Annotated in this window: 11 protein-coding genes; 1 reads left to right on the top strand and 10 read right to left on the bottom strand. The window is 44.6% G+C overall.

Going from position 1 to position 15,793, the window contains the following annotated elements; translation table 11 throughout:
* Positions 1-8: 8 nt before the first annotated feature.
* Together HC175_RS04355 and HC175_RS04350 are read right to left on the bottom strand one after the other, a co-directional pair.
* Positions 9-953 carry a DUF3078 domain-containing protein gene (locus tag HC175_RS04355; RefSeq protein WP_235942519.1) on the bottom strand — a complete coding sequence of 315 codons (945 nt, stop codon included), beginning with the start codon at positions 951-953 and terminating at the stop codon, positions 9-11.
* Positions 954-1,026: 73 nt separating this feature from the next.
* A complete protein-coding gene (locus HC175_RS04350) occupies positions 1,027-2,814 on the bottom strand; it encodes a 1-deoxy-D-xylulose-5-phosphate synthase (RefSeq protein ID WP_168137292.1) in 1,788 nt (595 codons plus the stop codon).
* Between the two features lie 38 nt (positions 2,815-2,852).
* Between HC175_RS04350 and HC175_RS04345 the strand changes: the two genes are divergently transcribed.
* Entirely contained in the window at positions 2,853-3,302 is a 450-nt protein-coding gene (locus HC175_RS04345) for a nucleoside deaminase (RefSeq protein WP_168137291.1), read from the top strand.
* A 153-nt stretch (positions 3,303-3,455) separates the two neighbouring features.
* Here HC175_RS04345 and HC175_RS04340 read toward each other — a convergent pair whose 3' ends face one another.
* From HC175_RS04340 to HC175_RS04305, 8 genes are all read right to left on the bottom strand, one after another.
* Positions 3,456-4,322, bottom strand: coding sequence for a glycoside hydrolase family 16 protein (locus HC175_RS04340; protein ID WP_168137290.1), 867 nt, complete (start codon positions 4,320-4,322; stop codon positions 3,456-3,458).
* A gap of 76 nt (positions 4,323-4,398) precedes the next feature.
* Positions 4,399-6,672 carry a beta-glucosidase BglX gene (bglX, locus tag HC175_RS04335; protein ID WP_168137289.1) on the bottom strand — a complete coding sequence of 758 codons (2,274 nt, stop codon included), beginning with the start codon at positions 6,670-6,672 and terminating at the stop codon, positions 4,399-4,401.
* A 32-nt stretch (positions 6,673-6,704) separates the two neighbouring features.
* Entirely contained in the window at positions 6,705-9,032 is a 2,328-nt protein-coding gene (locus HC175_RS04330) for a glycoside hydrolase family 3 N-terminal domain-containing protein (RefSeq protein ID WP_168137288.1), read from the bottom strand.
* Between the two features lie 2 nt (positions 9,033-9,034).
* Positions 9,035-10,435, bottom strand: coding sequence for a glycoside hydrolase family 30 protein (locus tag HC175_RS04325; RefSeq protein ID WP_168137287.1), 1,401 nt, complete (start codon positions 10,433-10,435; stop codon positions 9,035-9,037).
* 4 nt (positions 10,436-10,439) lie between these two features.
* Positions 10,440-12,188 (bottom strand): cellulase family glycosylhydrolase, encoded by a 1,749-nt coding sequence (locus HC175_RS04320; protein ID WP_168137286.1) that lies wholly within the window; start codon positions 12,186-12,188, stop codon positions 10,440-10,442.
* Positions 12,189-12,211: 23 nt separating this feature from the next.
* Entirely contained in the window at positions 12,212-13,645 is a 1,434-nt protein-coding gene (locus tag HC175_RS04315) for a glycoside hydrolase family 30 protein (RefSeq protein ID WP_168137285.1), read from the bottom strand.
* Between the two features lie 30 nt (positions 13,646-13,675).
* Positions 13,676-14,698, bottom strand: a complete 1,023-nt coding sequence (locus HC175_RS04310) for a glycoside hydrolase family 16 protein (protein ID WP_235942518.1) — start codon at positions 14,696-14,698, stop codon at positions 13,676-13,678.
* A gap of 158 nt (positions 14,699-14,856) precedes the next feature.
* Positions 14,857-15,792 carry a hypothetical protein gene (locus HC175_RS04305; protein WP_168137283.1) on the bottom strand — a complete coding sequence of 312 codons (936 nt, stop codon included), beginning with the start codon at positions 15,790-15,792 and terminating at the stop codon, positions 14,857-14,859.
* Between the last annotated feature and the right edge of the window lies 1 nt (position 15,793).

Genomic DNA, 15,793 nt, shown 5'->3' with positions numbered 1-15,793 from the left:
ATCCCATTTTAGAAGGAGTAGACCACTCCCACTCCCAGCAACTGCTTGAATTGAACCCGGGGCCCACCGGTTTCAAGTTTTCCGTCGCCATCCAGGTCCTGCTTGAACTTCACATCATCGTCATAACGAAGATGAGAACCCACATTCGCCTTGACATATTCGTTCACTTTGAGGTCCAGGTTGAGTTCCCAGTCTATATCCACGTTTCCGAAGTTATTCAGATAGTCAGAATATAATTTCAGCTGATTATTAAGTCCAATGTTCTCAAAGATCTGTTTGCTGAAGCCACTGCTCAAAAGAAAACCAAATTCTGTTCGCACCCGCTCCCCTTCCTTGATAATGTTCCCCTCTTCATCCTTAATGGCGCGCTGCACCCCAAACATTCCCTCATTCGCCAGCGCTTGATCGAGCACAAATGTCGACTTCTGGGTCACAGGAGAAACATAAACCGTAAGGTCTTCATTAGGATCGGAATACTCTGTTCCCACTCCTAAAAATGCATAACCTGGAGCCATGAACTTTGAAATAGGAGATTCGGTATTGGGATACCGGTATCCATACGTGAGCTGGGTATTGAAATTGAATTTTGCAGAATAATAAAAATTCGAAACAGAATCCCGCCGGTAACCAAAATTTGAATTGATCTCAAGGTTATCTTCTGTCTTCCTTAATTCTCTTCCTTCCTGGGCATTGAAACCATATTTTATGACAAGCGTGTTGTTCCAGTTGAGCAATTTCTTTTGATATTTCCTACCAAAAAGTCCATGAAAGAGGGCTGAAAACGAGTTATTCCCCCCCGAACTCCAGTTCACAAAGGCCACCTCACTTAAATTGAGCCCCACCTTGTTAGTTTCCTTCCAGTAAGTGACCTTTTCATTCCGCACCACAGTCGTGTCTGCCACTGCCGTATCAACCTCTGCAGTTGCAATTTCAACAGTATCTAATTTTGTCATATTATGGATCCTCCCATAAGAAACTGAACTTACGAGGAGAATAAGAAGGCAAAGAAAAATTTTAGGCATCAGGCTATTCGAAATTATCAAGAAAGTCGTTCAGGTACTTTCTTATATGGTCAACGTCTATTTTGGTGATTTCTTGTAATTCGGTCACTTTTCCGTGGTCAATAAATCGATCTGGCAGTCCCAGTATTTTTACTGGCAAATGATAATCATGTTGTTGTGCAAATTCGGTCACTGCAGATCCAAATCCGCCATTGACAACGCCATCTTCTATAGTTACTACAGCTTTATAACCCGCAAAGATCTCGTGCAACAGCTCCTCATCAAGAGGCTTTGCAAACCTCATATCATAATGCCCAATCTCCTTCTGCTTCGGAAGATCTTCAAGGGCTTCAATGACGTTTACGCCAATCGCACCAAAGCTCAAAACTGCAATAACTGTTCCTTGCTGCAGCTTTCTGCCTTTACCTATCAACAACTTATCAAAAGGTAACTGCCAGTCTTTTTTGCTACCTCGTCCCCGCGGATACCTAATGGCCAAAGGTCCCGATAAAACATCTTTTTGAGCCGTATATAGCATATTTCTCAAATCCACTTCATCAAGCGGAGCGAAGATGCTCATATTGGGGATGCACCGCAGGTACGCAATATCAAAAGCTCCATGATGCGTAGCTCCATCCTCTCCTACAAGCCCCGCGCGATCAAGGCAGAATATTACCGGTAACTTCTGAAGTGCCACATCATGGATCACCTGGTCATAAGCTCTTTGCAGAAAGGTGGAATAAATGGTACAAAAAACGGTAAATCCCTGGGTCGCCATTCCGGCAGCCAGGGTTACTGCATGCTGCTCTGCGATTCCCACATCGAATGCGCGTTCGGGAAAGGCCTGCATCATATATTTTAAGGAACTTCCTGTTGGCATCGCCGGAGTTATTCCTATGATCTTTTCATTCTGTTCTGCGAGCTCCACTAATGTGAGACCAAATACATCCTGAAATTTTAACGGAAGACCTTTAGTATCATAAGGAAGTAATTCTCCGGTGTCGGGAACAAATTTCCCGGGCGCGTGGTACTTCACCTGATCTTCTTCGGCCTTTTTAAGCCCTTTCCCCTTGGTGGTGATGACGTGAAGGAACTTGGGCCCGCTTATTTCCTTTAGTTCTTTTAAAGTACTAGTAAGACTTTCCAGGTCGTGACCATCAACGGGACCAAAATATTTGAAGTTGAGCGCCTCAATGATATTGTCCTGCTTCGGCTTATAACCTACTCTGGCTTTGGTAAGATAATTTTTAAGCGCCCCAACACTGGGATCTATGCCAATGGCGTTGTCATTGAGAATGATCAAGAGATTGGCATTGGTTACGCCGGCGTGATTGAGGCCTTCAAAAGCCATTCCGCTGGCGATAGAAGCATCCCCAACAACTGCTATATGCTGCTTTTGAAATTCTCCTTTTAAATTTGACGCCAGCGCCATTCCCAGCGCAGCTGAGATTGCCGTGGAAGAATGTCCCACTCCAAATGTGTCATATTCGCTTTCGCTTCTTTTTGGAAATCCGCTTAACCCACCCAGCTGCCGGTTGGTATGAAAATTATCTCTTCTTCCGGTGAGGATCTTATGGCCGTAAGCCTGGTGCCCCACATCCCAAACGAGCAGATCTTCGGGCGTTTTGAATACATAATGCAGTGCTAAAGTAAGCTCTACAACCCCAAGACTGGCACCCAGGTGACCTTCCTTTGTGGCGACGATCTCAATAATAAATTTCCGAAGTTCTGCCGCCAGCTGCGGAAGTTTTTCCGGAGCTAATTTCCGCAGATCTGCAGGGGAATTTATTGTATCGAGAATAGTATGGGCCATAAATTGCAAAGGTACATCTTGAAATTGTATTTTTGAATATGCAATTAGTTTTTGACGACAGCTATTTTATGCGCAAGGCTTTGGATGAAGCACATCTTGCCTACGAAAAAGGAGAAATTCCCGTGGGGGTTGTGATCGTGGCCAAAGGACAGATCATCGCCCGCGGACACAACCTTACAGAACTTTTGAATGATGTCACCGCTCACGCCGAAATGCAGGCCATCACCTCTGCAGCCAATTTTTTAGGCGGAAAATACCTGCTTGACTGCACCATGTATGTAACGCTGGAACCCTGCCAGATGTGTGCCGGCGCTTTATACTGGAGCCAGATCTCCAACCTCGTCTTTGCAGCAGAAGATCCTGAAAGGGGCTACAGGAAAATGGGCGCAAAACTCCATCCAAAAACTAAGGTGAAAAATGGCATTTTAGAGCAGGAAGCGTCGGAGTTGTTAAAGAGGTTTTTTATTGAGCGGAGGAATCTTAATTAGATCGCTGCGCTACAAGAGGCAAAAATCAAGAGGCAGATTTCCTTAAGGAGAACCCTTTCAGGGTTCCAAACCCTGAAAGGGTTGGGGAAAGCCGAAAAAGGTCCCCTTCAAAAATGCCATTTTTGAAGGGGATCTTTAGCTCACTCAAATTTACTATTGCGTTATTAGAACCCAGTCTACAAGCACCTCTGCTTTTCCTTCTTTAATTAGGTCCACTGTTGATTGAGGAAGCCCGTTGTAGGGTTCTTCCACCCCGTTGGTTTTGTAAGGATAGGCTCCACCCAGAGCAAGATTAAGGATCAGGTATTTGGGGTTATCAAATGCCCAATTCCCATATATTTCCACCATAGGTTTTGTAACCCGATAGATCAATCTTCCATCAACTCTAAAATTGAAACCTTCAGGTGTCCAGTCTACAGAGTATACATGCCAGTCGGTCACATCTTCTCCTTCCGGAAAGAAATATTTATTGACTAATGGAGTTTCTCCGGAATAACCGGGGCCGTGTAGGGCAACCCCGATCCAGTCTGTTTCTCCAACATATTCCATGATATCGATCTCGCCTGTTGCAGGCCAGTCACCGCCGCCGAGTGCCCAGAATGCAGGCCAGTAGCCGGAGCCTTCCGGAAGCTTCATTCTCGCTGCTGCAGTCCCATAAGTGAACATTACTTTATCCCGGGTGTTTATTCTTCCGGAGATGAAGTCGAAATCATTTCCGCGGTAATTTAGGTAATTGGGACTGTAATGAGCTTTTAGCACCAGCGCATTTTCAACACCACCGGCCTCAGCACCTTTTACAGTGAAAATAGTTGCTGAAGAATCTATGTAGATCTGCTGTTCGTTATTCACCCAAAAATCGGTACCCTCAACGTTCCATTTAGAACGGTCGAGAGAACTTCCGGAGAAATCTTCGAAAAAGATCGTGTCGGTTTTCTTCTCTACAGGTAAATCCTGGGCAAATACACCTCCACCTGTCGTGAAGAATATTCCCAGAAGGATTTTTCTAACTAGTTTTTTCATGTTCATCGTTTTATATTAAGTTCTAAGAATTTTAAAAAAAAGAGTCCCAAAAATGACATTTTTGGGACTCTTTTATCTAGTTCAACCTGAAGGTCTCGGTTTTCAGATCTACTGAATTTCCACCTACCATGACCCGAAATTCGCCTGGTTCTGATGTCCATTTCTTTTCGGAGTTGTAGAATTCCAGTAACTCATTCGTGATCTCAAAAGTTACCTCCTTAGTCTCCCCGGGCTGTAGCTCCACAAGTTCGAATCCCTTTAGTTCGATGACAGGTCTCGTAGTACTGGCAACCAGGTCGCGCAGATATAATTGCACCACTTCTTTTCCGGCTGTACTTCCGGCATTTGTTACCGGCACAGTCACCTGAATAGATCCATCCTGCGTCATCTCCTTTGAAGACAACTTCAAATCGCCATAGTTGAAAGTGGTATAACTTAGTCCGTAGCCAAAGGGATACAAAGCTGTCTTTTCTTCATCTGTATAAGCTGAATAAGTCACATCTGTAGGGTTAGTTGGGCGGCCGGTCATCTTCTGATTGTAATACAATGGCTCCTGGCCAACAGCTCTTGGGAAGGACACCGGAAGTTTTCCGGAAGGATTATATTTTCCGAAGAGTACATCGGCGATTGCGTTTCCACTTTCAGTACCAAGCTGCCATGCAACTACGATTGCAGGGATATTTTCTGAAGCCCAGGAAATTTCCAACGGTCTTCCGTTTTGAAGCACCAGAACAACATTTTTGTTGGCCTTGTAAATTTCTTTCATCAGATCCATTTGAACACCTGCAAGACCGATTTTTACCTGACTTCTTCCTTCTCCACTCTGGAAAGCATCTTCTCCAAGGGCAAGGATCACAAGGTCTGCCTTTTTAGCAGCATCTACTGCCGCTTTAAAACCTGACTTATCTGTAGTATTGATCTCAAGTGGTTTAAGGAAGCTTTTTTCTCCTACTCCCAGATCTGCTCCTTTCGCGTAAGTTACCTTCACATCTTTTCCAACCGCATTTTTCACACCTTCCAGGATTGAGACCGCTGAATTAGCTTCTCCCTGGGCGCGCCAGTTTCCAATCGGGGTATTCTTATCATCGGCCAGAGGACCGATAACAGCAATATTCTTAACTGAGGCGGAGAGCGGTAAAATATTTTTTTCATTCTTCAGAAGTACAATCGACTTCTTAGCCACATCTCTTGCAACTTCTCTATGAGCAGCCTGGTCGATCTGAGCCATGGCTTTTGGATCTGAATACCGATATGGGTCTTCAAAAAGGCCAAGTTTGAACTTCACTCTTAAGATCCTTCTTACGGCATCATTGATCAATTCCTCATTTACTTTTCCTTCTTCAACCAGTTCTACAAGTCCGGTTTCATAGGCACTGCCTTCCATATCCATGTCGCTTCCGGCTTTAACGGCAATTTCGGCGGCATGAGTAAGATCTTCAGCAAAACCATGATCTCTCATTTCGGCGATTGAAGCCCAGTCTGAAACTATGAATCCGTCCCAGTCCCAGTTGCCTTTCAGGATCTCTCTTTGAAGGATTTTGTTTCCGGTAGATGGAGTGCCATCAATATCATTAAAGGAGTTCATAAAGGTTGCAACTCCAGCTTTAGCAGCGGCTTTAAACGGAGGCAGAATAGTGTTATGCAGCTCATTTTCACCCACATGGACGGTGTTGTAATCACGACCGGCTTCAGCAAAACCATAACCTGCAAAATGCTTGGCTGTTGCCGCAATAGATGCAGGGTTAGAGAGATCATCACTTTGATATCCTCTAACCTTTGCTTCAGCAACTCGGGAGGTGAGATATGGATCTTCTCCGGCACCTTCCATAATGCGGCCCCAACGTGCATCGCGCGAAATATCGATCATTGGTGCAAAGGTCCAGTTCACTCCGTCGGCTGCTGCTTCAAGTGCAGAGATCCTTGCAGTTTCTTCCATTGCCTCGAGATCCCAGCTCGCGGTTTCTCCAAGAGGCACGGGAAACATTGTTTTGTACCCGTGGATCACATCATATCCAAACATAAGCGGGATCTTGATCCTGGAATTCTCCATGACCAGCTTTTGTGCTTCGCGGGTGGCATCAACTGAAAGTACATTCAGCATTGAGCCTACAAGTCCTTTCTTCAGCTGTTCCTTGCGATATTGGTTTTGATCGCCGGTTGCCGGACCGGTAAGATCCCAGGTCCCGCTGTACTGCACCATTTGCCCCACCTTTTCTTCGAGGGTCATAAGGGAAAGTACAGAATCGACTTTCTTTTCTACATTCTTTATTGAACTTTGGATCTCCGCATCCTGTGCAGTAGCTGTAAAAGCCGGAAAAAGGCAGGCCAGGAGTAATATTCGCTTTTTCATTATTTTGAATTTGATATAAGAGGCTGCTTAAATTAGTTGGTCACCTCAAGATTTGTTTTCAATTTATTTACCATTACCTCGAAATCTCCCGGCTCAACCATCGACGCTCCTTTTGGAGTGAAGTAGGCAAGATCTTTCGCATTTAAAATAAAGCTGACGGTCTTTGTTTCTCCCGGTTCAAGAGATATCTTTTCAAACCTTCTCAATCTTTTTACATCGGGTGTACTCTGGCTCGCATAGAGATCTGAGGTGTATAATTCTACGACTTCTTTTCCTGCTCTTTTACCGGTGTTGGTCACTTTCACTTCTACTGTGACACTTCCGGTGGTGCTTATCTGGCTCTTATCCAGCTTTAGATCTGAATATTCAAAAGTGGTGTAGCTTAACCCGTCACCAAAGAAGAACTGCGGATTGTAATCGGCTTCGTAGTTGTAAACACCTTCAGCTTTTGCCTGCTCTTCAGAAGGCTTATGAATGTAAGGGATCAAGGCGTTTGGGTAACGCGGATAATTATATGGCAGCTTTCCGGAAGGGTTTACATCTCCGAATAAGATATCGGCAAGCGCATCACCACCAAAGTTTCCGGGGAGATAGGTTTGAACGATCACGTTCATTTCTCTTTCGAACTTACTGATAATCCGGGGGCGCCCTTCGTTAAGGACAAGAATCACGGGGGTACCGGTCTTTGCGAGAGCTTTGGCTAATTCCGTTTGATGGTCAGACAGGTAGAGATCATTAAGATCCCCCGGCTTTTCAGTATAAGTATTTTCACCTACAGCAAGAATGATGTAATCTACGTTCTTAGCTGCGGAAATTGCCTGCTCAAAATTCACTTTTTCGTCCTCATAGTATTTACCGCCTTCGACGTAGGAAACTCCAGGTTCAAAAATGACATTTTCGGCTCCTATTTTCTTCTGAACTGCTTCCAGAATAGTGTTATAGGATTCCGCAAATTCCGGAGTCTTTTCACCTTGCCATGAGTACGTCCAGGCTCCGTTAAGCGTGCGCATGGAATTCGCATTTGGACCCGTCACAAGCACCTTTACATTCTTCTCAAGCGGAAGTATATTTTCTTCGTTCTTAAGCAGCGTTATTGATTCGGCCGCCGTGGTGTAGGCAGCTTGTTCAAATTCCTTGCTCCCGAACTTTGGATAGTTCTTGTAATGTGTTATCGGAGTCTCAAAAAGGTTAAGTGCAAGCTTTACTTTCAGGATCCTTCTCACCGCATCATCAATACGTGACTCCTTAACTTCACCCGACTTAACCAGGTCAAGCAGGTTATCTACAAAGACTTCATATTGATAAGGCACCATTGACATGTCAATACCCGCATTAATTGCCATTTTTATAGCTTCACGATCAGATGCAGCTACGCGGTCGCGACGGTGCAGGTTTTCAATATCGGCCCAGTCGGTCACTACTAATCCTTCAAAGCCAAGTTCTTCTTTCAAAAGAGAAGTAAGCAGGTCGTAATTCGCGTGAACAGGAACTCCGTTAATGATCCCTGAATTCACCATGATCGTGTGCGCTCCAGCCTCTACTGCAGCTTTAAAAGGCGGCAGGTGATATTCTCTTAAAGCATCTTGTGGAATATAAGACGGAGTTCTGTCCTTTCCTGAAGTTACAGCGTGATAGCCCAAAAAGTGCTTCAGGGTAGAAGCGATATGCTCGGGATGTCCAATATTGTTGTCTTTACCTTCGTAACCATCGATCATCGCCACTCCCAGGACAGATGCCAAATAGGGATCTTCTCCAAAAGATTCCCACATTCTTGAGAAACGCGGATCCATTCCCAGATCTAAAACAGGAGAGAAGTTCCACGGAATTCCGCTGGCACGGGTTTCATAAGCTGTGATCTCGGCTCCCCGCTGAACAAGTTCCGGATTACGGCTGGCTGCCTGCCCTATTTGCTGCGGAAACATGGTCGCTCCCGCGGTGTAAGTGGCGCCGTGGATCATGTCAACTCCGTAAATGATAGGAATTCCCAGATTGGTTTCGGCCTTATTGATATCCTGAATTTCTTTGATCACCTCATACCATTTCTCTTTTGGAAGAGCACGGTTATTTGCGGTATTCAGAAATGAACCGACATGGTATTCAGAAACTGCTTTTTTAACGAGCTCCTTATCTAATGCGAAGGGTTCAAAACTAGAAAATCTATCGTCGCCTTTTCCAATGACGTCAAGAGTTACCTGGGTCATCTGCCCCACTTTTTCCTCGAGGCTCATTTTTGCCAATAGCTCGTTTGCTTTAGCAGTAATTTCTGCCTTTGAGGGTGCAGTTGCTTTATCCTGAGCTTTTACACCGCAGCCGGTGGCCATAACAAGGCCCAATCCTAAAATTATCTTTGTGATCTTCATCTTTACAATACTAAAGTCCCAACTGCTCCTGCCGGAAGCTGAAAGGAAGTTTGTTTATTATTCAATTTTACAGTTACAGTCTCTTCTTTTTCTGCTTTGTTCTGAACGATAAGAACGGCCTTTCCCTGGGGTGTCAAAAATGCCACATTTGGCAGGTGTTCCGGCATGTTAGATTCTACTCTTACAGAACCCGGACGAACAAATTTTGAAGCTTGTGCAATTATGTAGTATGCCGGTTCCCTTGTCACTTCATCACCAGTAATGCTGATCGCTCCAAGGCAGCGGTCGCATCCCCCTCTATCTGTATGGGGTTGTTGATTTTCATCGGCTGCCAGGTTCCACTCAAGGACAGTTCTACTCCAATTCCGCGTAGCGCCAATAATTAGGTTTTCGGTATGCCAGCTCATTTCCTGGGAGAAATTTCCCGGTGCCCCAACCCACTGTTCGGTGAAGTAGAGATTCTTGTTGGGATGCGCTTCATGTACTTCAGATAAAGCTCCTATTTCCCCGCCATATAGATGGAAAGCAGAACCATCAATATATTGAGCTGCTTCAGGATCATCTAAAATGCTGATGGGATAATCGGGTCTGTCGGCATTATGATCGTAAATGATGATCTTGGTGTCGATGTTGTTCTTTTCAAATGCCGGACCTAGATGATTCTTGATGAATTCAGCCTGATCTTCAGCAAGCATAAGTAAGCTTGGGTTATTTCCGGGATGCAGCGGCTCATTCTGAACTGTAATAGCATCAATGGTGATCCCATGAGCGGCCATTGCCTCTACGTATTTCACTAAATATTCGGCATAAACCGGGTAATACTCTTTCAACAGGCTGCCACCGCGGGTATCCTTATTATCTTTCATCCAGGCCGGCGGAGACCAGGGAGAACCCATGATCTTGATATTTGGTGCGATCTCAAGGATCTCTTTTAGCACGGGAATTAAATGAACAGTATCATTTGCCAGGCTGAATTTTTCAAGATTTACATCTGTTTCCCCTTCAGAAAGATCATTATAGGAAAATGGCGCCTCATCAAGATCTGAAGCCCCTACACTTAACCGAAGATAGCTCACCCCGATCTCGTTTTCACCTGTTCCAAAAAGCTCCTGAAGTAAAGCAGTTCTTGCCGAATCTCTCATCTTGTTAATGTGAAGCGCACTCCCGCCGGTAAGTGTATAGCCAAAGCCGTCAATTTCCTGATAGGTTTGAGAAGTGTCAATGGAAATTGCATGCTCCAGGGAATCTTTTGCAGATGTCACCTCCAGATTGCGCAACTCTAAAAGCGAATTTTGATCTAAGGTGGTTATCCAAAGGTTAGCTGTTGATGTCTTTTCTGGTGCTTCTGCACATGAAGCTACAACAAGCAACAGGAGTAAAGAGATTATTTGCAGGGGTCTCATGAGGTTAGTTTTGTCGGTTAATTTTTATTTCTTTCAGCTTATAGTCTCCGGTGATCACCAGAAATCTAAGCTGATTTTCCCCTTTTTGAAGGGGTATGTTTTTTACAGTTATTTCAATCCAATCCTTACTGGCAGGAACGGCAAACACAGGATGTCTTTTCCCATTGATCTCAATTGCCGCTTCCCCCTCAGCATCTGCAGCCATAGTAAAGCTCAGCTCAAAATCCCCTTTTTCGGAAGCCTGGAAAGTGTACTGCAGCCATTCCCCTGCTTCCATTTCGCCTACATAAACATCGGCATACGCCGCCCTGGGTTCGGAAGGAAAAATATCTACTCCGTCATTGCGATAGGTGCGACCGCTGTTCCAGCTTTGCCTTTCTCCTCCGGTTGAGATGTAGTAGTTTGCCGAGATACTGTCGTGATAGGCAGTTCCCAATGGTCCCATGTCGTAATTTGCAGCTTTAATGGTCGCAGAATCATTGACGATAATTTTGGTAAACGGAATAGCTTCTTTGGAATGCGGCTGCCTTATCATGGCATCCACCACGCCCTTGTGGAAGTAATTATTTTCCAGTTTTGTGTTTTCAGCCAGCTGCATGACTGCTTGATAGGCTTCCTCTTCGGAAGGTTTTTCGCCTTCTCCTCTCCAGTACTCGAGCATCTTTTGATACCCAGGATTCACCGGTACTTCAAGAGGATTATTGAATCCCAACTTTTTGAGAGGCCACCAGCACCAGCCAATGTTGTTTTCTTCCATTAACCTGATCGCATCTGTAAACCAGACGTTCGAATTCTCACCGGTTTCCCCAAGCCAAATAGGAGCATCATATTTTTCCCTGAAGTCAAGGAATTGCTGAATGGAAGCTGTGTCGTTATAGTTCCAGTACTTGTGAAAACTAATGACCATATTGTCATCCCATGGCGGAAGGATGCCGTTGTAGTTGTTACCCCAGCCGTTGCCTTCAATGATCACTATGTGGTTATTGTCAACTTCCCTAATAGATCTGGTAATTTCGACCATCAGCTTTTTTAGAGGCGCATTCTGGCTGTCTTCAATCCCGTGCTTGTGCTTGCCTTCTTCATAGGTCCAGTTGGGTTCATTGATGATGTCGTAAGCTCCAATCCAGGGTTCGTCCTTATATCGTTCTGCAAGTTTCTTCCATAGCGCCACCAGCTTTTGTTGATTGGCTTCACTTTCCCAAAGAGAGGGTTTGGAAGGATCACGATCTGAAATGTTAACGTCATGTCCCTGCCCCCCGGGTGCAGCATGCATATCCAGGATCAGGTACATTTCATTTGCTTCGGCCCAGCTCAAAAGAGAATCGGTCATTTGGAAGCCTTTTTCCAGCCAGGTATTCTCACCTTTTACAGGTTCCTCTTCTACAGAAAGGGTGTAAAGGTTAAAATGCATGGGAAGCCGTACCGAGTTAAAGCCCCAGCTTTTTAAAGAATCAATATCAATTTTCCGGGTATGATTCTGAAGCCATGCCTCATAGAATTCTTCAGTTCTTTCTTTCCCTATGAGTTCTGAAATATGCTCTTTGATCACATACTGCTGTCCTGAAAATGGCACTTTCAGCATATATCCTTCCTGCAACATATGTCCTCCCAGACCTATTCCTCTTAGAAGAACATTTTCACCATTTCGATCAAGAATTTTTTGGCCACTGGTATGTAAAAATTCAGAAGGGATCTCCTGAGCATTTCCGAAGAGGCTGAAGATCAAAAAGAGAAAGAATAAAAGCTTTTTCATTGCTGTTGATTTAGTTTCCCCGGTTATTCCCACACATAGGTTCCCACAGCACCAGGACTAAGGGAGGTTGTTATCCACTCCCCGTTATATTCGATATTAAAGTTTTCACTACTGTTCCCATCATTGAGCACGATCAACACTTTTACTCCTGACGGCGTTCTAAAAGCTACATTTTGAAGGTTTCCAATGATATTACTTGAGATTCTTACCGAACCTGGCGGAACAAATTTGGAAGCATGAGCAATGATGTAATAACCCACATTCTCGGTGTAAGTTCCGCTGCTGTTCACTGTAATGGCACCTTTACAGGTGGTGCATCCGCCATCGGTATGCGGCCCAAAGCTGGAATCGTTAGCAAGATTCCATTCCAAAGCTGTTTTACTCCAGTTCCTCATGGAACCAATGATCACATTTCTTAAATGCCATTTCAGATCCCCTCCAAAATCTCCGGTGGAAGAAGTGTACTGCTCTGTGAAATAAATATCCTTGTTGGGATAAGCATCATGAACAGTTGACAAGGCCGAAATATCTCCAGCATACAAGTGAAAGGCAGAGCCGGCTACATATTGTCTTGCCAGCGGATCATTTAAAATGGAGATGGGATAACCGGGATTGTCTGCATTGTGATCATAAATAATGATATCTGTTGCTACTCCCGCTTCGGCAAATTCAGGCCCTAAGGAATTTTTTATAAAATTGGTCTGCTCTGCAGCAGTCATATGCATGCTTGGATTATTCCCGGCATGCAGAGGTTCATTTTGTGGTGTGAGGGCGTGAATTTCTATTCCCAATTCCTCCATTGCCTTGATATATTTTACAAGATAATCTGCGTACACATCATAGTACTGAGGCTGCAGACTTCCTCCCACGAAGCTTTGGTTGTCTTTCATCCACACAGGTGCTGACCACGGGGTGGCCATGATGCCTATTTCCGGATTGATCTCAAGGATCTCCTGTAATAAAGGAATAACGTCTTCCAGATCCTTTTCCAGGCTGAATTCGGAAAGATCTTCATCTGTTGCTCCAGCAGGAAGATCATTGTATGAATAAGGGCTGGAGTTAAGGTCTGATGCCCCAACGCTGATCCTCAGGTAACTGATACCTATGGCATTTTCGCCTTTTCCAAAAAGCATGTCGAGCAGCTCCTGCTTCTTGCTTGCGGTAAGGGAATTGATCACTTCGGCACTTCCTCCTGTGAGTGTAAAACCAAAACCTGCAACAGTTTGATAGGTTTCTGAGGTACTTACTTTTATAGAGGCATAGGCATTATAGGAACTTCCGAAAGCCAGAATGCCAGGTTGTTTCGCAAACTTCTGCGACTGGTCCCCCTTTGTGAGGTAGAAATCAACCTCGTTCTCCACCTGGGGCGGCTCCGGAGGTTTAGGTGGATCGGTTTCCCCATCGCTGGTACAACTCCAAATAAGGAGGACAAGCAAAACTGAAATAATCCCTTTCATATCTGTTATTTTTTATTTGCTTTGGAAGTTTTACTGGTATACTCTAACATAATCCACTTCCATAGTTCCCGAATTAAAATCGGGGTCTATGTTTCCACCCAGTGTACCTCCAACAGCTATGTTCAGAATGATAAACTGATCTGCATTAAAAGGCCATGTACTCGCATTCTTTGTAGCTGGGTTGTAGGTGTAATGAACTTTCCCATCTACAGAGAACACCAACTTATCTGGAGTCCATTCAAGACCATAAACATGAAATTCTGAAGAGACATTAGCTACTGTGGTTACAGCCTTGTTCTGCGTATTCCCATAACTTGAAGGCGTGTGAATGGCACTTATGATCTTCCCCGGATTATTACCTACATGCTCCATGATATCTATCTCTCCAGAGGCAGGCCATCCTGCAGTATTGATATTAGAGCCCAGCATCCAGATCGCCGGCCATGTTCCACCACCTTGAGGTAATTTCGCCCTGACTTCCACTTTTCCGTAGGTAAAGGAAAACTTACCCTGAGTTTTCAATCGGCTCGAAGTATACGCAGCACCTTCATAATCTTCTTTCTTGGCTGTGATCTTTAAAATGCCATTTTCAACGACTACATTTTCGGGGCGCTGGGTGTAGAACTGAGCCTCATTATTTCCCCATCCGCCATCACCGCGGCCAATGTCAAAGGTCCATTTGGAACCATCTGGCGCACCTGAATAATTAAATTCTTCAGAAAAAGCCAGAGCAGGTGTTACATAAATGGTTACTGTTGTGGTTTTGGAAATGAACTCACTTCCTTTGTAGGCTGAAACGAAGATTTGATAGGTATTGGTCCCCTTTCCTGTATAGGTGTAAGAGAGATTTTTCTGGCTGGTCTCAAGGACATCACCATTACCAAAATTGACCTTGTAATTTTTGGCATTATCGGCACTAAAGCTAAGGTTGATCCTTCCGCTCCCATCGCCATTCGGATTGGCCTCAGAGGTACCAACTACATCTACCTCAACGGTAAGATTAGAAAGGGCGCCACTCTCATCCTCACCAGGATCGGAACTGCTGCAACTCAATGGAAGGATGCAGAAAAATAGGCAAAAGAGAGGCCTTAGCCTAAAAATTAGCTTTTGAAAAGACATTTTTGAGAAGTATTTGAATTGATCTATTACCCGAGAAACATCCGGAGATTTTTTCGACTCCGGATGTTCTTCAGGTAGCTACGGCACTAATATTATTCGGCCGGAATTAATCTGATATACCAGGCATTACCTGTTTCTGTACCCTGTACTCTTAAATAAAGTACATCGGGTGTGATCTCAAGGATCTCGTATTCCTTCTGAACTGCACCATAACCAATGAAAGTGGAATTTCCTGCCAGTTCTATACTAGTTCTGGTAGACGGCGTGGAAGCCGGAATTCCAGTGCTTGACGGAATGAATGAAAAATCTGATGCACCACCACCATAATCATAACAACCTTCATCTCCAGAAGCTGGAATACCAGGAAGAGAGGTTAAGCCGCCTGTCTTTGTAAATGCCCCCTCTGGAGTATCTACCGAAAGAGAGAAACTGGTTTCACTTTCCTGACTGAAGGTAAAGGTCGCAGAATAGAAACAATCTGCAGATCCTACTTTTTCGTTCACACCAGCAGACCACCATTCTGGCCAGGTTGAAGCATCGGACCAGGGCCCAACTCCAAAATGTCCTGAAGTAGATTTATCAACAACCCAGGTCTTTGAACCTTCGCCAACAAGAGCAGTAATGATGCGAGGCTCTGGAGTAAACACGCTTTCTACAGTGATATCATGAGTGATATTCGTAGCTGTTCCCCCCGGGCCATAAGCCACGATGGTTAGCGTATAGGTGTTAACTCCTGTTCTTGTATATTTTCTGGTAGTCTGCCCCCCAAAAGAAACAAGGTTCAGATTCTCGGAAAGCCCGTAATCGATTTTATATGCCAGGGCATTGTCTCCTGTCACTGTGATCTTGACCTCTCCTGAACCATCGCCATAAGGATGTTCTTCATCCTGACCTACCAGTTCGGTTTCTACAACCAGGTTTGTGGGTGCAGCGAGCTCGCCCATTTCGTATTCCTCTTCTGAACAGCTTACAAAAAGCAGGAGGCTGGCAAAGATCAGGCTGATCCCTAATAGAAATTTCGTTTTCATA

The organism is Salinimicrobium oceani, assembly GCF_012037645.1.
This window is presented reverse-complemented; position numbering and strand designations above follow the sequence as displayed.

Excerpts from the sequence above, each read along its gene's own strand:
- HC175_RS04325 (WP_168137287.1), bottom strand. The coding sequence starts at position 10,435 with ATGAGACCCCTGCAAATAATCTCTTTACTCCTGTTGCTTGTTGTAGCT.
- HC175_RS04320 (WP_168137286.1), bottom strand. The coding sequence starts at position 12,188 with ATGAAAAAGCTTTTATTCTTTCTCTTTTTGATCTTCAGCCTCTTCGGA.
- bglX (WP_168137289.1), bottom strand. The coding sequence starts at position 6,672 with ATGAAAAAGCGAATATTACTCCTGGCCTGCCTTTTTCCGGCTTTTACA.
- HC175_RS04355 (WP_235942519.1), bottom strand. The coding sequence starts at position 953 with ATGACAAAATTAGATACTGTTGAAATTGCAACTGCAGAGGTTGATACG.
- HC175_RS04305 (WP_168137283.1), bottom strand. The coding sequence starts at position 15,792 with ATGAAAACGAAATTTCTATTAGGGATCAGCCTGATCTTTGCCAGCCTC.
- HC175_RS04330 (WP_168137288.1), bottom strand. The coding sequence starts at position 9,032 with ATGAAGATCACAAAGATAATTTTAGGATTGGGCCTTGTTATGGCCACC.
- HC175_RS04315 (WP_168137285.1), bottom strand. The coding sequence starts at position 13,645 with ATGAAAGGGATTATTTCAGTTTTGCTTGTCCTCCTTATTTGGAGTTGT.
- HC175_RS04340 (WP_168137290.1), bottom strand. The coding sequence starts at position 4,322 with ATGAAAAAACTAGTTAGAAAAATCCTTCTGGGAATATTCTTCACGACA.
- HC175_RS04350 (WP_168137292.1), bottom strand. The coding sequence starts at position 2,814 with ATGGCCCATACTATTCTCGATACAATAAATTCCCCTGCAGATCTGCGG.
- HC175_RS04345 (WP_168137291.1), top strand. The coding sequence starts at position 2,853 with ATGCAATTAGTTTTTGACGACAGCTATTTTATGCGCAAGGCTTTGGAT.